This is a genomic window from Alistipes sp. An54, assembly GCF_002159375.1.
In the GTDB taxonomy this organism is placed as follows: Bacteria; Bacteroidota; Bacteroidia; order Bacteroidales; family Rikenellaceae; genus Alistipes; species Alistipes megaguti.
In genome coordinates, this window is the sequence record NZ_NFIA01000001.1 from 583,335 (window position 1) to 605,099 (window position 21,765).

Annotated in this window: 22 protein-coding genes; 12 read left to right on the forward strand and 10 right to left on the reverse strand. The window is 52.0% G+C overall.

Annotated elements, in window-relative coordinates; all coding sequences use genetic code 11:
* Positions 1–149: 149 nt before the first annotated feature.
* A complete protein-coding gene (locus tag B5G09_RS02200; protein ID WP_087403830.1) occupies positions 150–1,193 on the forward strand; it encodes a site-specific integrase in 1,044 nt (347 codons plus the stop codon).
* A gap of 1,113 nt (positions 1,194–2,306) precedes the next feature.
* On the opposite strand, the gene B5G09_RS02205 is transcribed toward B5G09_RS02200, so the two are convergent.
* From B5G09_RS02205 to B5G09_RS02215, 3 genes are all read right to left on the reverse strand, one after another.
* Positions 2,307–3,602 (reverse strand): sigma-54 dependent transcriptional regulator, encoded by a 1,296-nt coding sequence (locus tag B5G09_RS02205; RefSeq protein ID WP_087403831.1) that lies wholly within the window; start codon positions 3,600–3,602, stop codon positions 2,307–2,309.
* On the reverse strand, positions 3,590–5,839 hold the full coding sequence (locus B5G09_RS02210; RefSeq protein ID WP_241147532.1) for a hybrid sensor histidine kinase/response regulator: 2,250 nt from the start codon (positions 5,837–5,839) through the stop codon (positions 3,590–3,592). Before B5G09_RS02210 ends, B5G09_RS02205 begins: the two co-directional genes overlap by 13 nt.
* A 115-nt stretch (positions 5,840–5,954) precedes the next feature.
* Positions 5,955–6,746: a Cof-type HAD-IIB family hydrolase gene (locus tag B5G09_RS02215; RefSeq protein WP_087403833.1), complete on the reverse strand. Its 792-nt coding sequence runs from the start codon at positions 6,744–6,746 to the stop codon at positions 5,955–5,957.
* 148 nt (positions 6,747–6,894) lie between these two features.
* Here B5G09_RS02215 and B5G09_RS02220 point away from each other — a divergent pair, with 148 nt between their 5' ends.
* A complete protein-coding gene (locus tag B5G09_RS02220; RefSeq protein ID WP_087403834.1) occupies positions 6,895–7,812 on the forward strand; it encodes an AraC family transcriptional regulator in 918 nt (305 codons plus the stop codon).
* On the opposite strand, the gene B5G09_RS02225 is transcribed toward B5G09_RS02220, so the two are convergent.
* Positions 7,809–8,636 (reverse strand): MBL fold metallo-hydrolase, encoded by an 828-nt coding sequence (locus tag B5G09_RS02225; protein ID WP_087403835.1) that lies wholly within the window; start codon positions 8,634–8,636, stop codon positions 7,809–7,811. The genes B5G09_RS02220 and B5G09_RS02225 overlap by 4 nt on opposite strands.
* A gap of 523 nt (positions 8,637–9,159) precedes the next feature.
* Between B5G09_RS02225 and B5G09_RS02230 the strand changes: the two genes are divergently transcribed.
* The 6 genes from B5G09_RS02230 (at position 9,160) to B5G09_RS02255 (ending at position 12,931) form a co-directional block, all read left to right on the forward strand.
* A complete protein-coding gene (locus B5G09_RS02230; protein WP_087403836.1) occupies positions 9,160–10,062 on the forward strand; it encodes an NAD-dependent protein deacetylase in 903 nt (300 codons plus the stop codon).
* Between the two features lie 26 nt (positions 10,063–10,088).
* Positions 10,089–10,679 carry a hypothetical protein gene (locus B5G09_RS02235; RefSeq protein WP_087403883.1) on the forward strand — a complete coding sequence of 197 codons (591 nt, stop codon included), beginning with the start codon at positions 10,089–10,091 and terminating at the stop codon, positions 10,677–10,679.
* Between the two features lie 11 nt (positions 10,680–10,690).
* Complete coding sequence (locus tag B5G09_RS02240; protein ID WP_087403837.1) at positions 10,691–11,392, forward strand: hypothetical protein; 702 nt, start codon at positions 10,691–10,693, stop codon at positions 11,390–11,392.
* Positions 11,376–12,206 (forward strand): Fic family protein, encoded by an 831-nt coding sequence (locus B5G09_RS02245; protein ID WP_087403838.1) that lies wholly within the window; start codon positions 11,376–11,378, stop codon positions 12,204–12,206. Before B5G09_RS02240 ends, B5G09_RS02245 begins: the two co-directional genes overlap by 17 nt.
* 105 nt (positions 12,207–12,311) lie before the next feature.
* Entirely contained in the window at positions 12,312–12,608 is a 297-nt protein-coding gene (locus B5G09_RS02250; RefSeq protein ID WP_087403839.1) for a helix-turn-helix domain-containing protein, read from the forward strand.
* A gap of 29 nt (positions 12,609–12,637) precedes the next feature.
* On the forward strand, positions 12,638–12,931 hold the full coding sequence (locus tag B5G09_RS02255) for a helix-turn-helix domain-containing protein (RefSeq protein WP_087403840.1): 294 nt from the start codon (positions 12,638–12,640) through the stop codon (positions 12,929–12,931).
* A gap of 83 nt (positions 12,932–13,014) precedes the next feature.
* On the opposite strand, the gene B5G09_RS02260 is transcribed toward B5G09_RS02255, so the two are convergent.
* From B5G09_RS02260 to B5G09_RS02270, 3 genes are read right to left on the reverse strand one after another with little or no spacing between them, the layout of a single operon-like run.
* Positions 13,015–13,392 (reverse strand): transporter, encoded by a 378-nt coding sequence (locus B5G09_RS02260; RefSeq protein ID WP_087403841.1) that lies wholly within the window; start codon positions 13,390–13,392, stop codon positions 13,015–13,017.
* Positions 13,393–13,394: 2 nt separating this feature from the next.
* On the reverse strand, positions 13,395–14,642 hold the full coding sequence (locus B5G09_RS02265; protein ID WP_087403842.1) for a site-specific integrase: 1,248 nt from the start codon (positions 14,640–14,642) through the stop codon (positions 13,395–13,397).
* A 35-nt stretch (positions 14,643–14,677) separates the two neighbouring features.
* Positions 14,678–15,907 carry a site-specific integrase gene (locus B5G09_RS02270; RefSeq protein WP_087403843.1) on the reverse strand — a complete coding sequence of 410 codons (1,230 nt, stop codon included), beginning with the start codon at positions 15,905–15,907 and terminating at the stop codon, positions 14,678–14,680.
* A 163-nt stretch (positions 15,908–16,070) separates the two neighbouring features.
* Between B5G09_RS02270 and B5G09_RS14530 the strand changes: the two genes are divergently transcribed.
* The 3 genes from B5G09_RS14530 (at position 16,071) to B5G09_RS02285 (ending at position 17,888) form a co-directional block, all read left to right on the forward strand.
* Complete coding sequence (locus tag B5G09_RS14530) at positions 16,071–16,361, forward strand: recombinase (protein ID WP_343285469.1); 291 nt, start codon at positions 16,071–16,073, stop codon at positions 16,359–16,361.
* A gap of 55 nt (positions 16,362–16,416) precedes the next feature.
* On the forward strand, positions 16,417–17,364 hold the full coding sequence (locus B5G09_RS02280; protein WP_087403844.1) for a hypothetical protein: 948 nt from the start codon (positions 16,417–16,419) through the stop codon (positions 17,362–17,364).
* 230 nt (positions 17,365–17,594) lie between these two features.
* Positions 17,595–17,888, forward strand: a complete 294-nt coding sequence (locus tag B5G09_RS02285) for a helix-turn-helix domain-containing protein (protein ID WP_087403845.1) — start codon at positions 17,595–17,597, stop codon at positions 17,886–17,888.
* 57 nt (positions 17,889–17,945) lie between these two features.
* Here B5G09_RS02285 and B5G09_RS02290 read toward each other — a convergent pair whose 3' ends face one another.
* Together B5G09_RS02290 and B5G09_RS14275 are read right to left on the reverse strand one after the other, a co-directional pair.
* Positions 17,946–18,875 carry a DUF1848 domain-containing protein gene (locus B5G09_RS02290; RefSeq protein ID WP_087403846.1) on the reverse strand — a complete coding sequence of 310 codons (930 nt, stop codon included), beginning with the start codon at positions 18,873–18,875 and terminating at the stop codon, positions 17,946–17,948.
* 61 nt (positions 18,876–18,936) lie between these two features.
* A complete protein-coding gene (locus B5G09_RS14275; protein WP_241147534.1) occupies positions 18,937–19,572 on the reverse strand; it encodes a hypothetical protein in 636 nt (211 codons plus the stop codon).
* A gap of 450 nt (positions 19,573–20,022) precedes the next feature.
* On the opposite strand from B5G09_RS14275, the gene B5G09_RS02300 reads away from it, so the two are divergent.
* Entirely contained in the window at positions 20,023–20,493 is a 471-nt protein-coding gene (locus tag B5G09_RS02300; protein WP_087403847.1) for a hypothetical protein, read from the forward strand.
* 231 nt (positions 20,494–20,724) lie between these two features.
* On the opposite strand, the gene mobB is transcribed toward B5G09_RS02300, so the two are convergent.
* A partial coding sequence (gene mobB, locus B5G09_RS02305) for a conjugal transfer protein MobB (RefSeq protein WP_143256456.1) occupies positions 20,725–21,765 on the reverse strand: 1,041 nt, incomplete at its 5' end.

Consider the following 21,765-nt stretch of genomic DNA (forward strand, 5'->3'; position numbering starts at 1 on the left):
GCAAAAACCGATTGAAGTACAGCATTTTATAAAAATCTCAAATTTTCTCCTTATTTGCTATGGCTATGTCGGCAATATGCCGTAACTTTGGTGCTAAATCGTTGCTCGGATAACAAGAGCACCAATAAGCACCAAAAAGCAACAAGAATATGGATAGAAAGAAGAAAGAACGGGTAAACCTGCGGAAGCGGCTCATGCCGTCCGGAAACACCAGCCTGTACCTTGACGTGTTCACGAAAGAGGGACGAAAATACGAGTACCTGAAACTCTACCTTGTGCCGGAACATACACGTGCCGACAAGGAGCAGAACCGACAGACCATGCAGCTTGCGGAAGCCATCCGGGCAAAGCGCACGGTCGAGATACAGAATGACGAATACGGCTTCAAATCCGCATACAAGGAGGACACCCTGTTTTTCGATTACTACAAGGCGATGTGCGAGAAACGTCTGGGTGCTGAAAGCAAGAGTAATTGGGGAAACTGGTACTCCTGCCTGAAGCATTTGGAGAAGTACGAGAAAAACCACAAGATAACCTTTGCGAAGATTACCCCCGAATGGGTGCAGGGCTTCAGGGACTATCTCGACAACAAGGCGAACGCATGGGAGAATGACAAACGGGAACGGACAAAGGACAAACCGCTGGCAAGGAACTCCAAGCTCAGTTACTTCAACAAGCTGCGTGCGTGTCTCAATCAGGCTTTTGACGACCGCATCATCGCGCACAATCCCATACGTGGCATCGAGGGCTTCAAGGCGGAGGAGGGAACGAGAATGTACCTTACCATTGACGAGTTGAAGAAGCTGGCGCAGACCGAATGCGAATACCCCAACATCAAAAAGGCGTTCCTGTTCTCGTGCCTGACGGGACTGCGCCGGAGCGACATCCTGAAGCTGACATGGGGAGAAGTCCACGAACAGGGAGAATTTACCCGGATCATCTTCAAGCAGAAAAAGACAAAAGGGCTTGAATACCTTGACCTCACGCCGCAGGCTGCGGAACTCATGGGAGAACGGGGCAAGCCTAATGAAAACGTATTCGGGGACATATATTCCCCATCCTGCACCAACGAAGCCATAAAGCGGTGGGTATTGAGGGCCGGGATAGACAAGGAGATAACATTTCATTGCGGAAGACATATCATTTCTTCTTACTCGTTGAAAACGAGAAACTTACAAAGATTGTCAGCTTGACAGGTAACGATATGGAAACCAGCGGGCTTCTATATTCTGCAATGTTCTGCACTAATCAAAAGAACGCTTTTCTCATTTGCAAAAGTAACATTTTCCGCACTTATTGCCAAAACTATTCCTCTGAAAAATAGAGAAAATCGAACATCTTTCCATTATTGTACATTTGTTGCTTATCTTGCGATGCCCCCAAAAAGCACTACCCCTTTAATCCCATACAGTTCCACATTATATTTAAGCCTATCTGTTCGCGGAGCGGCCTGTTGGCAGGTTTGCTTGTCTGCCTGTGTGCCGACAGGCGGGTCCGTTGGCACGCAAGCCGGATGGCAGGATGGACGGCAGGCAGGCTTGCTGGTCAGCATGTGTATGCCCGCTTTTGTTTATTGTGCCATTCTTTGTTACTTCATTACTACATTGATAGGAGAATACATGGTGTCACCGATTTGCATCAGCCAAACTCTATTCCTCTAAATCCGCACTCCATTGCTGATACTTTTATTTGAAGTTTTGCTGTTGTAAACCAGTACGACAGCAAAACAGTAAACCAGCGCATCATTGGAACTATGTTGTTGCAAACCAATATAGAATAAATTTTCTGAATGTTCGCTTCTGTCCATCATCGTCTTTGCAGACCATTGGTTTGATGCATTTGCAAACAATCGAAGATACATTTGACTAAAATGGCATTTCTCTATTGGTCTAAGGCAGATTTTGACTGTAATTGGCACATATTGGCATCGGATTGACGCTATGTTCTGCATTTCGGGAAAGTGAAAATCCGGCTTTCATTCCCTGCGTTCTCAAATAAGATTCAGACTTGTACACTGACCTTATTCCCGTTCTTCTTTTGGGTAGTTTGGGCATCGGGAAACGATGCTTTGAAGGCCGGAATAACAGCACAAATTCTAATCCGTTTGCTGACGGATTATTGATTTCATGAGAAATCAGCAAGGTGTCCTTCGAGTTACCCGAAGGCTTTTCGGTTACTGCCGAAAAGTGGCAGCAGCAAGGTATGTTTCGAGTTACTCGAAACCTTTCGGGTTACTCCGAAAGCCTTGCCGCCGGGTTGCCTCTCCGAAGTCGGGCAACCTGTTCCCACCTTGCGGTGTTCTTGGGCTATTCCTTGTATTTTATGCCGTACAGTCTTATCTTGTTGTACAGTGTGGTACGCCCTATGCCGAGCAATGCTGCCGCCAACTTGCGGTTGCCCCTTGCCTGTTCCAGCGCATGGATGATTTGTTTCTTTTCCATGTCGTTTAGCGCAAGTGAAGCGTCAGCCGCCAGTGGCGTTTCATCAAGCTCCAAAGTGTCCGCCGTGACCGTATCGCCTTCAGTATGCAGCACCGCCATGCGCACGACCCGTTTCAGTTGCCTCACGTTGCCGCCCCATGCGAAAGCGAGCAGCCGTTTCCTTGCCTCCGTGTCAAAGCCTTTCACCTGCTTTTCAAATTCTTCGTTGGCAAGTTTCAAGAAGAAATCCGCCAATGGCATGATGTCCTCGCGGCACTCACGCAACGGCGGTATCTGTATGGTGTATTCTTTCAACCGTTGGTACAAGTCCACCCGGAAACGCTTTTCGGCAATGGCTGCCTGCAAGTCCTCGTTGGTGGCGGCGATGATGCGAACATCTGCCCGCTTATCCTTGCTGCCTCCCGTGGGTCTGTACCGTTTGGCCTCCAATGCACGGAGCAGCATCTGCTGCACTTCTGGTGGCAGATTGCCTATCTCGTCAAGGAACAATGTGCCTCCGGCAGCTTCCTCCCAAAAGCCTTGCTTCTTGCTTTCGGCTCCGGTGAACGCCCCTTTCTCGTGTCCAAACAGGGCGGACGCGGCAAGCTCTTTCGAGAGCAGCCCGCAGTCCACTGCCACAAAAGGCTTGCTTGCCCGTTTGCTCCTTGCGTGTATCTTCTCGGCGATATGTTCCTTGCCAGTGCCGCTTTCACCCAATATCAGGACGCTCATGTTGGTTGGGGCGACCAGCCTTATCTTGCGGTCTATCTCCCGGAAAGCCGCGCTCTGCCGTTCATGTATGGGCGTATCGTGCCGCTCCATCCTTTTCTGCAAGGTTTTCAGGAGCGGGAAAAGGTTGTCCTCAATCAGTTTCTTCGGGATATAGTCCTCCGCGCCCGACTTCATCGACCGGACGGCGGTGGGAACTTCGTCATAGTCGGTCATGACGATGTAGGGATTGTTCCTGCCCTGTTTCCGCAGCTCTTCCAGCAGGGCGATGCCGTCACCATCGGGCAGGCGCAAGTCGGCAAGCACGATGTCGTCCTCCTGCATCTTGGAAAACAGCTTCCGTGCGCCGTTGCAAGTGGAAGTACTGACGCTTGGGTATCCCTTGCTTTCAAGCAGGCGGCACACAAAGTCGGAATAGATGATGTTGTCCTCCACTACGATTACTCTGCCCATCGTTCCGCCTCCATCCTTGCCAAATCAACTATCAGTTTGCCTTGTGCCAATACAGCGCCAACGGCTGCACTTAACTCTCCATCCGATATGTTCTTCTTGTGGATAGCATCATATAAAGTCACCAACGGCTGTTCCGCCTTTATCAGCATCCACGAGCTTCTCAGGTGATGCACCCAGCCGTCCAACGCCTCCATGTCCTTTGCTTCCGCCGCCTTGCATACTTCGTTCATGTCGGCTTGTGTAGTGGTCGCCAGCTTTTCCAACGTGCGCCGTTTGTCGCCGAAAGCGAGCAGGGGCGAGAGGTCTATACGGCTTGTCTTGTCCCGCTTGATGCAACTTTCCGTGACGGCAAGCAGTTCGTCTATGGAATAGGGCTTGTACAGCACTGCGGCAAAGCCTTTCCTTTTCAGTTCTTCTCCCTCCACATAGCCTGCGGCGGTGGCTGCAACAACGGGGATAGTCTGCGAGTTTCCTATTTCCGATGTGCGCAATAGCTCCAGTACCTCGTAGCCGTTCACCTCCGGCATTTTCAGGTCGGTTATCAGCAGGTCGTAGTCCTTCGTGCGCATCAGGTCTGTAAGTTCATCTACTGTCAGGCAGGTGTCGCACTCCACGCCATGCTGCCTGTACATATCGCGTAACATATTAAGCAGCACCAAGTCATTGTCTATTGCCAATATGTTGTAGCCGGAAAGCGATATATGGCTTTCTTGTTTCTTTTCGACTATCTCTGTTTCTTCCGCCTTGGGCAACGGCAGGCTTACGGTGAAGCGGCTTCCCTTATCCGGCTCGCTTTCCACCATAATGCTTCCTTTCAGCAGTTTCACCGTATCGGATACGATGGCGAGCCCCAGCCCGAAGCCGTCCTCCGTCACGGCGTTGCCCAGCCGCTCAAACGGGGTGAATATCCGTGCCTGTTGTCCTTCGGTCATGCCCGTTCCTGTGTCTTCCACTACTAATGTAAAGACATCGTTTTTATAATCGGTGTTTAATATGATTGTGCCACTTGATGTGAATTTGATTGCGTTGGATAGCAGGTTGCTGCCAATGCTAAGGATGTGGTTCTTGTCGCCGCTCACTATCTCGTCCGCTTGGTTCTCCACCGTGAATGTGAGTTGTTTGCCTTTCGCCAAAGGCGCAAATTCCGTTGCCAAGGTCTCGGCGATGGAGCATAGCTTGAACGGCTTGACACTCGGCGTTTCCTTGCCGCTGTCCAATCGGAAATACACCAGCAGGTTGTTTATCATTCCAGCCATGCGCCCGGCGGCATCATGGACGGTCTGTGCATGGCGTATGCGACTGTCTGTTTCTGTATCATTCAATAGAAGTTCGGCGTTGCCGCTAATGGCTGTCAGTGGTGTACGTAGTTCGTGGGTGACGTTTTGGATGAGGTTGCGTCGCAGCTTGATTAACTTTTCATTCGCATCGTTGCTCTCCTGCAATTCGCCGATGAGTTTCTCGCGCCGCTTCTTTTCGTTGTCATTGCGCTTCATTTCCCGGTGGATGGCGAGGTAAGAAAGGAACAGCAGGACAATGGCGGCAGATATGGTGGCGGTGAACAGCCGCACGGACAATGCCTGCGCTTCGGCTATCTTTTGTTCACGTTCGGTAAAGGCGGTCTGTGCCTGCGTGTCAAGGTCGCTGACGAGGCGGTTTAGTTCCCGGTTCAATGCCCGGTTGCGGTTGCTCAGGCTGTCGGCGTAGGCATCCATTTCCGCCGCCTGTCGTTGTTGCAGGGCTATCAGGCTGTCGCTGAACTGGTGCAGTTCTTTAGCGGAGGGAAGCACCTGCACGGTTTTCTTGCCGCCGAATATTCCTGCCAGTCCGTTTTTCTTTTGCCTGACGGTACGCACACGGGTGGCACGTTTCGCCACTTCGGGTAGATGGTTTACCAAGAGGCTGTCCGCCGCGTCCTGACGGATGAAGACCTCCATGATGTGCAGCAGGTGGGCTTCCTTTTCCGCCAAGAGGGTGCGCAGGGTGTCTATCTGTGCCGGGCGAACATAGTCTCGGCAATGGGGCTTCAAGGCTTGCAGCAGGCTGTCGATGCATAGGCGGAGGATGCGGTAACGGGTGCTGTCTGCCCCTTCCCATCCGATGACGCTCTCGCCGAGGGTGGCAAGCCGGGTGATGTGGCGGTGGGCGGTGTTGATGTCGCGGCGCACTTGTCGTATCTCGGCGGACTCGGCTTCTATCTCCCTTATACGTTCTCGTTCATATATTAATATGATAGTCATGCTTATTCCGATAATAAGCATGATGGCATGTCCGAATATTATTCTCGCCCGTAATCCTTGCCTATATTCCATGCATAATTTCTTGAATAAAAATATTTGTTCTATTTTTATACTTCTACATTTCAGATTTGAATACCCAACGCTTCAACGCATGGTAAACCCCGTCCTCATCCACCGGCTCCGTCACATAATCCGCAACGGCTTTCAGTGCTTCATTCGCATTTCCCATCGCCACTCCAATGCCTGCCTGCTTGATAATTGACATATCATTGCCTCCATCGCCAAGTGCCATTGTTTCTTCCGCCTTGATGCCTTGATGCGCTGCGATAGCCAGAAGCCCATTTCCCTTGTTTACATTCTTTGCCGTGATGTCGGCAAAGTCGGGATACCAACGGCTGGACTCGCAGCCCTGCAACAGCGGCATCAACCGTTCTTCTTCATCTTCCGGAATCACCGGAGTGAGTTGTAGGATACGCTGCCGGAGGACAGGCTCTATCGGGACGTCCGTCTGCAAATGGCGAACATTCAGCATCTGCCGGAAAATGCGGTCGGCACACGCGTTGTTGCGGTACATGGCAAGGTCTTTTTCGCCGACTACCATACAGGCGAAATCCTTTTCGTCCGCCAGCCGGATGACGGTACGGACATCTTCTTCGGGTATGGGCGAGCAAGAAATAATTTCGTCCCCAATGAAGCAATAAGCTCCGTTGGCGGTGATGTAGCCGTCCACCAGATGCTTGATTCCGTCGATGTTGTTTATCAACGGGAAGGGTCGCCCCGTTGATATATAAATCTTGATACCTTTTTCCTTAGCTCTCGTAATGGCTTCAATCGCCGATTGCGGAACCTGATGCGTCTTGAAGCTGACCAAAGTTCCGTCTATGTCGAAAAATAATGCTTTTATCATTTCGTTAATTGGTAATTTTACATTCATCTATCATTCATGCCCATTCGCAACTGAGTAGCAAAGACACTGCTCCAAAGTCTTTTTTCTGCCTTTATTGTCTTTTATCTGCAAGAAGAAAGCTACCTTTGTTTCCCAAAACATCATGCTTATGAATCATAAAGAGACTTACGGCATATTCCCCGACAAAACCACAGAGCATATTTCTTTGTTGAAATACTCCAAAAGCTCGTGCGGCGTGGACTTCCTGCTGAACACGGCGGAGAGTACGAAAAAGCGCGGCTGGTTCGATACGGACAAACGCTACAAGACCGACTTCTTCGAATTCTATTTCTTCCGTCAGGCGGAAGGGTATCTGTTTCTTGCCGGCGAGAGGATAGAACTGCATCCCGGCACGGTGCTCATCATTTCGCCTTTCCAGCTTCAGGAGTGGCATGTGGACTTGGACAAGCTCGACTACACGTTCCTCGTCTTCCAGGAAGAGTTTGTGAACAATTTCCTTTCCGACAAGTATTTCATGTACCGCCTCCTTTATTGTTACCAGCATGATTACCCTCCGTATTTCAGCATGGACGAAAAGGATGCCGCGCCTTTGCTCGGCCTGCTCCGCAAGATGAAGGAGGAGCTGCACGCTCCCGTCGCCGACAGCTACCACATGATTGTCGCCTACCTATACCAGTTCCTGCTGTTGCTCAACCGCCATTACGCCCGGCTGTTCAACCTGCCTTTCGCGTTGCCCTTGAATAATTATGCGTATCAATACAAGCAACTGCTGGAAAAGAATATCCGCACCACAAACCGTGTAGCCGATTATGCCACAATGATGGGCATCAGCCGTGTGTCGCTCAACAAGGCGGTGGTACGCGAGTTTGGCGTGTCCGCCGTGCATCTGCTGAAGCAACGTCTGCTGCAAGAGGTGAAGAACGACCTGCTGTTTTCCGGTCTGTCGGTCAAGGAGATTGCCTTCCGGCTGCATTTCTCCGAACCCAACCACCTGATGCGTTTCTTCAAGCAGATGACGGGGCAGACTATCAGCGGGTTCCTATCGGAACTGGAGCAAGGCAACTAATTGCTCAATCGTACCGTTTCTCCGTCCTCCGGGATAATCAGTTTCCCGGCAGGCACATTGCACCGCTTTGCCTCTTTTGACAGCACTTCCCTTGTCGTGCGGCAATGGTCCACGGCATCCATGTGTACGGCGATTATCTTGGCGTTGCCGCTCTCCTGCACCAAAGCCATCGTCTGCCGCTCGTCCATAATGATGGGCGTGGCATCGAATCTACCGGGCATGACGGCTCCGCCGGAATTGACCACGATATAGTCGGGGCGGTATCTTTGGATGTTTTCATAAATGCCCTGCGTCCATACGCCGTCGCCGATGATGTAAACCACGGGCATACCTTCAGCTTTCAAGACGAAGCCCGAAGCGTCGCCCATCGCTTTCAGCATCCTGCCTGTCCCATGCTGGGCATCGGTGCGGACAATGGTTATTCCTTTATATATAACGCTATCGGCAATGGCTTCCGCTTCCCAAAATTTCTTGTTGAGAAAGAATTGCTTGTCGGCTGGTTGCCCGAAAAGTTTCAATGATTTATCGAGTACGGCTACGGCGGCATCGTCAAAATGGTCAATGTGCGCATGGGTAACAAGGATGAAATCCACACCCTTTACAATCTCCTCGGCGGGCATAGGCATCTCCACCGAAGGCGATACGCCTTTGCCTGTAATGCTGCCAAATGCGCCCACTGGAGAGAACATCGGGTCGAGCAATATGTGCAGCCCGGCATAGTCGATAAGTAGCGTGGCGTTTCTTACTAATTGGATGCGTGCCTCTTGTGCAGATGTGCCAAGACAAACGCAAACGAACAAGATAGTGACAATGATTTGTTTCATATTCTATTTTCGTTTATGATGAATATTACGGGCCAAAGTTCGGCAAATTGGATGAGCCTTGCTCTACCAAAAAGCAACGAATAAATACCATTTTGATAAAGTTTGCCTGCTTCCCGTCTTGGGCAAGCATATCTGAAGCCTCCGATGATACCAATCCGTCAGGATTTGCCCCGTCCGAGGCTCGGATAGCCCTTATCCGCGCCGATTGGCATTAAAAAGGCCTCCGACAGCACTTATCCGGCAGGATTCGCACTGTCGGAGGTTCGGACAAATGAAATCCGTCCCGATTATCATTTTCGTCGCTCTATCTCGTCCCGGATGTGAGGGGGCCTCATGTCCGGGTTGAGGTGGCTTCAAGTCCGGGGTGAGGCTACCTCAAGTCCGACCTTTGCCCAGATGCCCTCCGGACGGATTATTGTTGAAATATGCTTATCAAAATGGTAGTTTACGGCAAAAGTTTGGTAGCTCACGTTCCGCCCATTCCCCCTACCTTTGCAACCGGAATCACCAAAACAATATCCGTATGGTTGCAAAAGAGAAAATAGATTTATTAAGAAAGAAAATTGACGAGGCGGATGCCATTGTGGTGGGCGGAGCATCGGGAATGTCTGCCGCTTCGGGCTTCGTGTTTTACTATCAGGATGACGAGGTTTACAGGAAGTTGGCGGGAGGTCTGGCAAAGAAATATGACATCCATAATTATTTCGACTTGTTTTATGACCGCCGTCTCAGCCGCGGAGAGCTTTGGGCTGCCATGTTGCGCGCCACCCGTTATGTCTATGAGTGCTACACCGGCGAAACGTACACGGACCTGGCAAGACTTCTCCAAGGGAAGAATTATTATATTGCCACGACCAATCAGGATGCACAGTTTTTCCGAACGTTCCCGGACGAAAGGATTACCCGGATACAAGGAGACAACCGTTACTGGCAATGCAGCCGTCCGTGCCACGACGAGATTTATTATAACAAGGAAAAGGTATTCGAGTTAAGCGATAAGATTGTGGGCGACGCCCTGCCCGACGAGTTGATACCCCGCTGCCCGCATTGCGGCAAGGAATTGGCTCCGTGGGTGCGTGGCTACACTTTCCTTGAAGGCGAATATTACCAGCGCGAGATGAAGCGGTATCTTGATTTCCTGCGTGCCAACGCCCGCCGCAAGGTGCTGTTCCTCGAACTCGGCGTAGGGATGATGACCCCGATGTTCATCAAGGAGCCGTTCATGAACATGACCTACCAGTTCCCGAACGCCTTCTACGCCACCGTCAATCCGCAGCACGCCATCATCCCGCAAGAGATTGCAAAGAAGAGCCTTGCCATCAGCGACGACATCGCCATCACGCTGAAACAACTGCTCGGCGAGTCCACGGCCGGAATGAAAGGATTCAATCCCAAAGAAGCGTTTAACCCGTCAAGAGTATATTAATAAGGAAATAGAGAAATACAAGTATGATGAAAATAGAAAGATTCCAAGAAGAGGATATGAATGCCGTCAAGCCTTTGGCGAAACAAGCGTGGCATACGTTTTATGACGGTTTTTCGGAAGATTATCTTCAGTGTATAGCGGAGTGCATCGTCCGGCATAATTTCACCGATGCCGATTTGTCGTTTAAAATATCTGATGAAGAAGGAGTGAAAGGGCTGATATTCGGTACGCGGAAAGGGAAAATTGTAGATTTGTCCGATTGGGTGAAGAAACAAAGTGAAAACCTGTCGCCTATCGAAAAGAACCTGTTGGAAACGCTTTGTGAATACATGGACGAAGCCGACCGGAACACGCTTGCCTGGATGTCGGACGAAGACGTGAAACTGTCTCTGTTTGTCAGTACAAGAAAAGGATGCGGCAGGAAGTTGCTGAATGCCATCACGGAAGAGTTCCGCAAACACAGGTTTCGGAAAATGTTCCTTTGGACGGATACCTCCTGCGACCATGACTATTACCCAACCCATGGGTTCACATTGGCGACAGCATACCGTGACCGACATTATTCGACGGAGGAAAAAGACTATATGACTTACATTTATTGGAAACCGATTTTATAAAATTCTACAAGATGAATAAGATAGAACAAGCCGCCCAAGCCATCCGGCAAGCCGATGCCCTACTTATCGGTGCAAGCAACGGATTGTCCATTGCCGAGGGCTATCATATTTTCGCCAATAACGAGATGTTCCGCCGCCAGTTCGGAGACTTCCAGCAGAAATATGGCATACGCAGCGTCATCGAAGGATGCTTTTATCACTATCCGGGCAGGGAAGAGCGTCAAGAGTTCCTGAACCGCCTGGTGCAGCATTGGATAAAAGACTACCGTCCCTCGCAGGTGATGAAAGACCTGCTTGCCATTGTAGGCGATAAGGATTACTTCATTCTCACCTCCAATGCCGACACGCATCTGGAACTGTCCGGCTTTGCGCCCGACAAGATGTTCGAGGTGGAAGGCACTTTCGAGGACTTGCTGCATAACCGCCCGATGCAAGACAAAAGTCAAGAAGCCAATGCTTTCCTCCACCGTTATCACGGCAAGCGGCTTGTTATCTTCGAACTGGGCATAGGCAGCCGCAACCGCCTGATAAAGCTTCCGCTGATGCAACTGGTGGCACGTGAGCCGCAAGCCACATACATCACGCTGAACCTCGCGCAGGAATTGTATATTCCCGATGAAATAGCCGGCAAGTCTATCGGGTTGGCAGGGGATATTGCCGATACACTCCGGAAATTAAAAGAAAAACAGAGGACAGATGACAACATATCGTAAACACCTGTCGGGAGAAGCTGCTTTCAAGTCGTTTGTGCCGACACCCCTTTCGGAAATACAGGTTATCCACACGGAGGAATTGGATAAGTTGATAATGGAAACGGAGAGTGCGATGCAGCAATTCAATGCCGATGCCTCACGACTTTCCGAAGAACAAGTTCTGCAATTCATGCGGCAGGAAGCGGAAAATTCCTGCCAACTGGCATTGGGCGAAGAGGCTTTGTCTTTCAGCTTTATGCCGGATGCGGACAATGCGTTGGAAGAAGATACGGACAATCTGCTTAAAGCCACATCCTATGCCATTGATGCGATGGATGAATTGCCGTTGAGTACCCGTTTGCTGAAAAACGCCCATTACCTGATGTGCAGAAACGAAAGATATGCAAAGAAATATCCGGGAGAGTTTCGCACATCTCTTGTCTGGATAGGCAGAAAAGGAAGCAGACTGAAAGACGCGATGTTTATTCCGCCCGTGTATGATGATATGACAGAAGCCTTTTCCGACCTTGAACGTTATATCAATTACGAGGAATCTGAGAATGTGTTTGTCCGGGCTGCGTTGATACATTATCAGTTTGAAATGATACATCCTTTTATCGATGGGAATGGCAGGATTGGACGGTTGCTTAACACGTTATACCTGTTGGAGCGGGGCGTTCTCAAATATCCGATTCTGCAATTCTCTAATATTCTGAAAAAAAGGGTTCTTGGATATTATATGGGAATACAACATGTCAATGAGACAGGTGAGTTTAATGATTGGCTGCGTTTTTATCTACTGGCAGTTAAATCTGCAAGTTCAATCGTCTGTTAATAACGCCACTCCCTGCCACAAGCTGCCACCATAGTGCCACCCCATTGTCTGATGCACAATGTCCATTTACTTTGCGTCCAAAACCGATTAAAAACAGTATCGACAATGGAAGTATTGATTTTTCAGAAAGAGGCGTTTGAGGAAATGGCGGCGAAGTTCAGCCGTTTCTCAGACCGTGTGAACGAAATCCTTGCCAAGCAGGGCAGCAAGTCATTAAACCGATGGCTGGACAACCAAGAAGTCTGCCAGCAGTTGAACATCAGTCCACGTACCTTGCAGACACTGCGTAACAACGGCACGTTGGCTTATTCGCAGATAAACCACAAGGTGTTTTACAAGCCGGAAGACGTAATGCGCATCGTAAAACCCGTAGAGAACAGAAGAAAAAATCTGGCTACTTAATTGAAATATCCACTAAATCCAACGTAACAATGAGTGAAATGATTACCAAGAACCATGCGCTGGTCGCCCAATTCGGCGACACGCTTGACCGTCTGCTAGACGGCATCGAGAACTTCGTGGCAAACAGCCGTCCGACTTTGGGCGGTGAACGCTTCCTGACGGACAGGGAGGTGTCGGCACGACTGAAAGTGCGCCGACGCACTTTGCAGGACTACCGCAACAACGGCATAATTGCCTATTACCAGTTGGGCGGTAAGATTCTCTACAAGGAATCGGACATCGAGCGGATGCTTGCCGCCAATTACCGGGAAGCGTTCAGATAGCATCCATAGTTGTGCACAAAAGGAATACGACCTGATGCCCTCTGGTCGTATTCCTTACCGTGTCTGGTCGTATATCCTTTGCATTAACAGTTATACTCCTTTCGGGGATATGCCGCTGGCGAAAAGAACAGGTATAGCGGTTCTTTCCGACTGGGGGCATACAGTTTTCCCATGACAAACCGTCTGAAAGCCATACATTCCTTTGTCCGCAACCGGAAAGCAACGGCTATCACCATTTCAAGGCTGTACACATCGTAACTTATCCCGTTATCCTGTCTGATATAGTGCATGGTGTCGCTTTCAAACAACTCCATGTTCTTGTAAATGGCACGGATAGCCCTGCGAATGTCGCTGCCGAACACGTTGAACGCATCGGACATCTCCTGCTGCGTCATCCAGACGGGAGCGGTCGGCATCGTGACCGCCCCGTTTTCGCTGATTGTGATTATTCCACGTTCCATTGTCATTCCTTCCTGTCCACTATTGTGTCTTTTGTTTTCCTTTCCCTTGACGCACCTGTTCCGTAGGCACGTCTGAAAGCCATCAGATTGTCCATGTCCTTTGAAATCTTCTTGTCCGTAACTTCCGCGTACCGCTGGGTTGTTTTTATACCGGAGTGACCCATCATCTTGGCGATGCTTTCGATGGGTATTCCCTCCGAAATCAAAAAAGTTCCGAACGAATGCCGACTTTGATGGTAGGACAAGTTTTCTTTCCGTCCTATCGCCACGCCCAGCTCGTGTATCTCGAACCACATCTCGTCACGGCTCGGAAGTGGAAACACGGGCTTCGTGTCATCCGTCGTGTTGTAGAGGTCGAGTATCTGCTCCGCTATCGGATGCAGGGGGATGAACGCCTCCACCTTGGTCTTTTTGCGGTTGATGCGGATGTAACGCCTGCCGTCCGCCGTCCTGCCGATGTGGTGCGGATGGAGCAGCATGATGTCCACATACGCCAAACCAGTGAAACTTGAAAACAAAAATGCCCTCCGCCCCAGCTCCTGCAACGGGTCGAGCATGGGAGTTTCAAGGATGGCTTTCAGTTCGGCACGGCTGATGTGCCTGTGCTTCGGCGCGGGCTTCTTTTCGTATTCCATGTCCTCCAACGGGTTGGCGCGGAGTATCTCATAATCCACTGCGAGGTACACCAGCTTGCTCAGCCAGCACAGGCACTTGTTGATTTGCTGTGCGCTGAAATTCTTGTTGCGCTTCATGAACGCCTTGTAGGAACTTCCGAAGTCCTCCGTGATGTCAGTAAATTCGATGTCCTCCTTGCCCAACGAGGTGAGGTAGTCTTTCAGGTATTTCTGGTAATACCCCGAATGGCGGTAGGTGGACGTGGAGTTTATCTCCTTTGAGCGGGCAAGCAGACGTTCGCGTTCCCTTTCGCCCATCTGCAACAGCTTGGTGGGGATGACCGCCCTTTTCGCCAATATGTTCTTGAGCAGTTCGGCGCTCACCACGTTCTGTTTCTTCAAAATCTCATCGTAGGCAAGCCCGATGGACTTGCGGAACTCCTGCAAGCGGTTGTTCTCGCGGACGGTGCGGATGGTTCCCGTCTTGCTGTTCCAGTCCTCCGGTCGACAATAGATGCCCGTTGCCATCGTGGAACTTTTGCCGTCTATGGTGATACGGCAGAGGACGGCGGTCGTGCCGTCAGCTTTCACTTTGCTTCGGTTAATATATGGTAATATGGAAAATGTACTGCGCATAGATGTATTGTTTTTAAATTGCTGATTTTAATTGGTTACAAAACAAGTTTCAAGTCTTTGGTCGCTTCGATGTATTTGTCCATGTCTTCAAACAGCTTTTTCGGAGTGACACGGGCATAGACTTGGGTCGTGGTTATATCGGAGTGACCAAGCATCCGGCTGATGGTTTCAATCGGCACTCCGGCTTCCAGCGTAATCAGCGAGGCGAAGGAGTGGCGTGCCTGATGGTAGCACAAGGTGCTGCTCACCCCTGCGAGGACGGCAAGGGATTTCATGTGCCGGCGGAGGTTCGGATGGTATACCATCGGGAACAGCGTCGGGCGGTTGTCATCATGGTACTTCTCAATCAGGGCAAGGGCTTCCGGCAGCAGTTTCACGCTCGCCCGAAGCTCGTTCTTCTTACGGCGGTATTTCAGCCAAAGGTTTCCCTCATCGTCCGTATAGAGGTTCTCACGGGTGACGCTCACCGCATCCGCATAGGCAGTGCCGGTATAGCAGGCAAACAGGAAAAGGTCGCGGACGAGTATGTGTGTGGTGCGCCATGCGGGTATCTCCACATCACGGATTTTCTCGAAGTCCTCGCGGCTCAACGCCCTCGGTGTCCGCTCTGTCTTTTGAGGCAGAGTGAAATTGGCAAAATGGCATCTTTCGGCATATCCCTCCTTGTAGGCTATGCGGCATACCTTTTTCAGTATGGCGAGATAGTGGCGCACCGTATCCACGGCATATCCTTTCACGTCCATTACATAGTTCTGGTAATCGTGGATGAACTGTTCGGAAAGCTGCCCGAAAGCGATGTCCTTCGTCTTGAACTGCCACGGGATGAACTCGCCCAAAGTCTTTCTCATGTAGTAATAGCCGGGGTACGTTCCTTTGGCACGGTCTATCCCGATACGCGCCTTCAAGTCCTCGCAGATGCGGTCGGTCATCCGAAGCAGCGTCATCTGCGTTTCCATGCTGCCTTGGAACAGGTCCTTGACCGCCGTAGCGTCAAAGTCCTGCCCGCGCTCCACCAGCGTGTCAAACGCCGCATTGACCGCAAGCAGCAGCTTGTCCAGTTTGGCGTTGGTCTCCACCGCCTCGCGGCTCTTGCCGTCCAGACGGCTTTCCCTCGCGTTCCACAACTCCGGTCTGCACGACAGCTTGCAGCCGAACTGCGCCATCGTGCGGTTCACCGTGATACGACCCATTATCGGGGCTTTGCCCGACTTGTCCGTTCCGCTCTTTTTCAGGTAGAGCAGCACCTTGAATTTTTCAACTTTCATACGCTTACACTTTTTGGTTGCAAATTTACTTCGAGTGCAAGCGTTCATTGATTTGCAGAATGGCGCATATCGGCGCAATCGGCACGGGTGCACAACAATTTCATTTTCCGTGCGTTACCTGTCCTTGCTTCGGTAACTGACGGCTAACGGCTTGGTAACTGAAATGGTGCAAAATTCCGCACTCCGTTGCGTTTCCGGCATTTGGCAGAATAATGAAAAACCGCTCATTTCAAACGGGTTACGTTCTGTTGTTACCTATTTGCTGACAGCTGCTTTGTGGGTCCTGTTCCACCAAAGGCGCCACACCTTCGCCGTATTGCAACTCTCATTGGGCACCGAGATCTACACCCTCTCGAAGCTCCTCGGCCACCGCGAGCTGAAGACCACGCAGGTCTATGCGCAGATTATAGACGAGAAGAAACGCGAAGCGGTGAACCGGATTCCGGAATTATGATTATCTTTGGAAGACGGGGCATCAACCTCCACTCCCGCACCGCAACCGACCGCCCATGAACCGCATCGAATACATCCGCTACTCGCACCGTCGTGCCAACAGCCGGGTCCGTGCATGGATCGGGAGCGTGCGCATACGGCTCGCACATCGGAGCCGGTTGCTGGGGTGGATCTGGATGGTGCCGGCGACGATCTTCTATGCGCTGGTCGTCCTCTTCAGCTGGCTCACCTTCTGCGTCGTCCTCTTCCGGGATCCCCGCTTTACGCTCCACTACCTGGAGAGCGAGATTGAGTACCGCGGACTCACCGGTGCGGAGGCCCGCCGCTACCTCGACGAGCAGCACCGCAACTACGAACGTCGGCTGGCCTACGGCAACTTCACGCGCGACGAACAGCGGCGCATCGACCAGACCTTCGCGTACCTCTACAACCGCTACCCTGCCCCCGTACGGAACGACCTCAACACCCGGCTCGACGAGGTGCAGAGCGCCGTTGCGGAGATTGCCGGCTTCACGCGGCAGCGGCAGGAGGAGCTGGAGCAGGCCCGGGAACGTGAAACCGCCCTGCAGGCGCAGGCCGAGAAGCGCCGCGCCATCAACCGCAGCCGCACGGGATTCGACCCCATGCCGGAGGACTTCTCACCGCGCCTTACCGACCGACAGCTCGATCTGCTGACCGAACACATCAACCGCATCGGCCTCTTCCGGCGCGACGTCACCCGCCCGGAGGTTGAGTTGCTGCTCGCCTGCCAGCTTCCGGAACCGCTACAGACAACCCACAATAAACTGCTGGCGCTGCTGCTCGAATCGCTGAGCGCCGCGCGGTTCATCACCCCGAAGTGGCAGCGTGTGGCGGGAGCCAAGGGGTGCTTCCTCTCGAAGCTGGGCAAGCCGCTTACGGCCAAGGATCTCTCGGCGGCCAAGCAGATGGCCGACATCATCGACGCAAAACGCGAGCAGCAGATTCTCGACTGCATCCGGGCCCTGGAGGCTGCGCAGTCATAGCCTGCCCGTAGATGCCTGCCAACAAGCACGGTCGATGTCTCCCTTTGCGGGGTTCCGCCGTCGTGTTTGCAGGGTGTCAGTACGCGGGCAATGGATGGGAAAGATTGTCCAAACAAGCGGAAACGTTGGCAGACAATGTCGCCAGCCTTTTTTCTTCGTTTCTTTGTCTCTGTAATTACAAGCCCGTGCGTTGCGCAACGCCTTTGTCAAACCTTTTAAATTGTGTTTTTATGCAAATGAGTCTAACCGTCGAGGAGCGTCTCGACCGCATCGAACAACTGCTGCGCGGACAGAAAAATGTCCTGAACTTTTCCGAAGCCTGCGACTTCACAGGCATCTCACCGAGCTACATGTACAAACTCACCCACAGCGCCCGCATCCCTCACTACAAGCCTCACGGCAAGAATGTCTACTTCCTGCGCGAGGAGCTCGAACAGTGGCTGCTGCAGAATCCCGTGCGGACCGCCGACCAGAAGGATTGCGAGGCGACCGAATTTGTCCTTCGCAAACGGCGTCCGAGATAGCGGCACGCATCGGTCCGACCGGTCCCAAGCCCATCGGGGCGGCCGGATTATCTACCCCTAAAAAAGCGCATCGCTCACCTTAAACGAGCGGATCACCCGCTCCTTTACGACATCACCCTCCTCCATACGGCCGATCAACAACGGCGACAACGGGTCATGCAACACCCGATTCCGATACACCGTCTTCGTATCGGTGTTGGCATAGCAATACAGACAGCCGTGGCTGCATGTATCATAGGTCCCGATATCCACACTCTGCACACAACCACACTCCGGCCGTTGGTTCCTGTCCTTGGCAACATTCAACCTGCACCCCAGCAACTCTTCAATCAACATACGATCGACGCATCGGCCATGCCGGATGCCCATCGGCTCCAGGTCTATCCGTTCCGCGCAACTCTGAATCCGGATGCCATAGCTCGACGCGATGGCCGCCAGCCCCGCAGCCAATCGGGAGATTTCATCCGCACTTGGCTCCCGGACCGTTGTCGTCCTTAAATTGCGCCGCGTCTTCTGATACAGATCCACAAAACTGATCACGCAGGTTTGGGTACAGGAGGCCAACCGTTTGGCAATTGCCTCAAAACCGTGCAGATGATAGCTGATGTCCATGCTTTGCGAGAAAAGAATCGGGTCATACCTCCAGATAACCCGCTTAGGGCCAATCCGGTCGGACAGCCGTCTGAACGTCTCAATCACGGACTCCTTCTGCGGAAGCCCCTTCTCCAGTTCCCTGTCGTATGGAGTGACCGTAAACTGGAAATAGTACATGTAGTCCGCAAGTTCGCCCAAACGCGGCAGCATCGGCGCTGGATTCTTGCTCCAGAAGACGATGCAATCAATCACATCCGGGGATAGCCGGATTTTGCTGATCTGGTGCCGGTTCATCGGATTCCGGACGCACACCTGCCCCTCCCGGATCCGGTTGTAAAACCAGTCCGAATAAAAGGCGGGAATATCGGTTCTTCGGCTAACGCTCAATATCATCGCGAATCAGTTTATCGTTCCGCCGCACTTTACAGACGGCACCCGAGGCTGCGGCGTGCGGTCAGGATTGCTTGGCCCGTTTTCCATAGAGCCGCTCCAGGTCGAGCTTCTCGATGCGCGAACGGATGGCACCGGACTTGCGCTGGAAATGGGCGGACAACTCCTCCTCCGTCGCCCCCTCACACCACCGGCGCGTCAGCTCCAGATCCTCCGCCTCGGTCCAGGGCAAATAGGCGTTCGGATACTCCTGGCGGCAGGCGTAGACCGAGTAGGTCGGCTCGCCGGTCAGCTGCTTGTAGGCCCGCAGATAGCGCTTCAGCCGCTTGACATCCTTGTCCGAAAGGTACGGCAGGCGACGAATATCCATGTTGTCCGTCAGGTCGTTCAGCTTGACCGCCACGGCCAGCGGATTGCCCTTTATGCGGGCAATATAACGGTCGTAGGGCTCCTCTTCGGCGTGCGTCAAACACCGCAGCGCTTCGATGATTCCGGGTGCAAACCCTTCGGCCGCCAGCTCCTCCAGCGTCCAGTCGCTGTCCTCAACCACATCGTGCAGCACCCCGACAATTTTCTCTTCTGTCGTTTTACCGGCAGCCATAACCCGCAGCGGGTGGCCGATATAGTCGTTCCCGGCCTTATCGCGCTGGCCGCGGTGCGCCTCGGTGGCAATCTCGATGGCTCGTTCCAGGGTACTCATGCTCTGCTTCGGTTTATAGACGTCGTTCGGCGCGTCCTGTCCAAGACAAAGATACGAAATTTGCCGACAGTCGGAAAGCGGGTCGACCCGCCTGCGGCAATAAACTACAACGATACACACCGCCCGACAGACGCTCTACCGCAAAAAACAGCGACTGTTGGCGGTTTTCCGATTTAATTTCCTATTTTTGTAGATGGTTCCGTGCCGATCCGCGGGACTTACATATTGACAGACGTTTAATTACGATCTTCTTTCATACTCAAACTTCGCAACTTTGAACTACAAAGAAGAGGGTGTAATAGGACGTCCATGTGTTGCATATACATCTGGTTGCCCCTTACGGTGCAATCTGTGCATATATGCTCGCGTGGGTTGTCCGTATCCTTATTCTTTGTAGGGGCAGCGAAGGCCTGAATGCGTGGTAAGTCAATGCGGCAACCCACGTTTTTTATGGCTTTCGATTACGATTACACGGGCAACCCCGCCCTGCTCGGCCGCCGGAAGGTCGCCTTCTTTGCCTCGCGCGTCGTCTCACCGGCCGTCGAGGAGCAGGCCTTGCGCTGGGCCGAAGCGTGTTGCGCAACCGACCGTGTCGTAATCAGCGGCTTTCAATCCCCGCTCGAAAAATCCGTCTTTGAACTTCTGCTGAAAGCCCGCCACCCGATGATCTGGGCCCTGGGGCACGCCCTCTACCGCCGCTACCCTCCCGCCGTCGAAGAGGCGTTGGCCGAGCAGCGCATCCTGATCTTTGCCGTCCGCAACGCCCGTCGGACCGGTTGGCAAACGGCCCAAACACGCAACTACATCATCGCCACGATGGCCGAGGAGAGCGTCTACGTCCTCCGCACGGACGGCCGTCCCAGTTCGCTCGACGTCCTCCGCGGGCTGGAGTTGGGACACAAACCGGTGCGTTGTTTTTGATTGGTTTTGGACGGCTATCGTCTGCCGATCGTAACGACGCCCTGGTTGACCGAGCTGCGGATCGGTGCAATATTTTCCAATTCGTCGAGCAACTCACGCAGCGGAAGATTGGGGGTCTGAAGGCTGAAAGTGCAGGCCGATCTCTCGTACGACACCTATGCCGAACGTGATCCACTCATCATTCCCGACAATTACAACCGCTGGCAGCTGCGTTTTCAGATTGAGTTGGGGTTATAATTTTCTCGTCAATATTTTTTTAGTCGATGTCTCTTTTTTCATGGTATTGCCGAACCTTTCATTGAAGGCGTTTGCCGAGTACCTTTTCCCGAGTCGGTAACCATTGAGCACACAGCGATTCTCGTGATCGATGAATGTGACGCCGGTGATTCGGTTTTGATCATTTCGGCGCAGGAATAAATCAATGTGATGGGTTTTCAGACGTTTGCACAACTCCTCTTCGGATGGCGCCGCAATCAGTGCCTCCTCCACATGATGTAATATCATTTTATGAAGATTGGCAGACTTGATCTTCTCTGGGGAACTTGCCAGAATGGTCTCGACCTTTTTCAAGGAGGCGTCATCTCCCAGACTGGATGCTTTCAGCGGCGTTACGGGTGCTTTTTCCCCATTCTCATCCAGCACGGTATATACCAAACCGTGGTATGGCCTTCCTGCACGTGATCCTTGCAGCTCTTCTACACCGATACGATACAGGGCGAGTAGCGGTTTAACCACGGCGGCGATCTGATTCTTCAGGTCGCCTCTGTGGTAATCTATGGGTTTGAGTTGCCACAAAGTCTCTTGTTTTCGTTCTTTCGCCGGATGAAGGTGGTATTTCTTCTCCAACTCCTCAGTCATGGCAACGCTTCGTCTGTTGCGATGGCTGTCATTGATCTTGCGCCCGGTTATATCAACCTGTGTCGTAACAATATGGATGTGAACCCTTTTGTTGTCAGTGTGTTTATAGATGATATGGGGCTGTTTTCCCCAACCCATTCCGTTCAGGTATTCTTCGGCCATCGTGATCAGTAGTTCGTCGTCAATCTCATCTTTGGGGTCCGGATTCAGGGAGATATGAACTATCGGCTTTTCAGTCCTGATGCATTCTGGCATCGAGTTGTGAAACTCTTCGGCCATCTTCGAGACATTGTATTTCCCGTCAGGATCTTCAAATATCAGTCTTGTCGACAATACGGAAGCCTTTCCCTTGTTGACTTTCAACTGATTGTAATTCAGAATACCATACGCACTCTTTCCGGTAGTTATGTTGGC

Coding starts and splice junctions, on each gene's coding strand:
- B5G09_RS02260 (WP_087403841.1), bottom strand. CDS start 13,392: ATGGAACGTGGAATAATCACAATCAGCGAAAACGGGGCGGTCACGATG.
- B5G09_RS14275 (WP_241147534.1), bottom strand. CDS start 19,572: ATGAGTACCCTGGAACGAGCCATCGAGATTGCCACCGAGGCGCACCGC.
- B5G09_RS02205 (WP_087403831.1), bottom strand. CDS start 3,602: ATGGGCAGAGTAATCGTAGTGGAGGACAACATCATCTATTCCGACTTT.
- B5G09_RS02265 (WP_087403842.1), bottom strand. CDS start 14,642: ATGCGCAGTACATTTTCCATATTACCATATATTAACCGAAGCAAAGTG.
- B5G09_RS02245 (WP_087403838.1), top strand. CDS start 11,376: ATGACAACATATCGTAAACACCTGTCGGGAGAAGCTGCTTTCAAGTCG.
- B5G09_RS02280 (WP_087403844.1), top strand. CDS start 16,417: ATGAACCGCATCGAATACATCCGCTACTCGCACCGTCGTGCCAACAGC.
- B5G09_RS02240 (WP_087403837.1), top strand. CDS start 10,691: ATGAATAAGATAGAACAAGCCGCCCAAGCCATCCGGCAAGCCGATGCC.
- B5G09_RS02200 (WP_087403830.1), top strand. CDS start 150: ATGGATAGAAAGAAGAAAGAACGGGTAAACCTGCGGAAGCGGCTCATG.
- B5G09_RS02285 (WP_087403845.1), top strand. CDS start 17,595: ATGCAAATGAGTCTAACCGTCGAGGAGCGTCTCGACCGCATCGAACAA.
- B5G09_RS02235 (WP_087403883.1), top strand. CDS start 10,089: ATGAAAATAGAAAGATTCCAAGAAGAGGATATGAATGCCGTCAAGCCT.
- B5G09_RS02210 (WP_241147532.1), bottom strand. CDS start 5,839: ATGACTATCATATTAATATATGAACGAGAACGTATAAGGGAGATAGAA.
- B5G09_RS02255 (WP_087403840.1), top strand. CDS start 12,638: ATGAGTGAAATGATTACCAAGAACCATGCGCTGGTCGCCCAATTCGGC.
- B5G09_RS02250 (WP_087403839.1), top strand. CDS start 12,312: ATGGAAGTATTGATTTTTCAGAAAGAGGCGTTTGAGGAAATGGCGGCG.
- B5G09_RS02215 (WP_087403833.1), bottom strand. CDS start 6,746: ATGATAAAAGCATTATTTTTCGACATAGACGGAACTTTGGTCAGCTTC.
- B5G09_RS02270 (WP_087403843.1), bottom strand. CDS start 15,907: ATGAAAGTTGAAAAATTCAAGGTGCTGCTCTACCTGAAAAAGAGCGGA.
- B5G09_RS14530 (WP_343285469.1), top strand. CDS start 16,071: ATGGTGCAAAATTCCGCACTCCGTTGCGTTTCCGGCATTTGGCAGAAT.
- B5G09_RS02230 (WP_087403836.1), top strand. CDS start 9,160: ATGGTTGCAAAAGAGAAAATAGATTTATTAAGAAAGAAAATTGACGAG.
- B5G09_RS02225 (WP_087403835.1), bottom strand. CDS start 8,636: ATGAAACAAATCATTGTCACTATCTTGTTCGTTTGCGTTTGTCTTGGC.
- B5G09_RS02220 (WP_087403834.1), top strand. CDS start 6,895: ATGAATCATAAAGAGACTTACGGCATATTCCCCGACAAAACCACAGAG.
- B5G09_RS02300 (WP_087403847.1), top strand. CDS start 20,023: ATGGCTTTCGATTACGATTACACGGGCAACCCCGCCCTGCTCGGCCGC.
- B5G09_RS02290 (WP_087403846.1), bottom strand. CDS start 18,875: ATGATATTGAGCGTTAGCCGAAGAACCGATATTCCCGCCTTTTATTCG.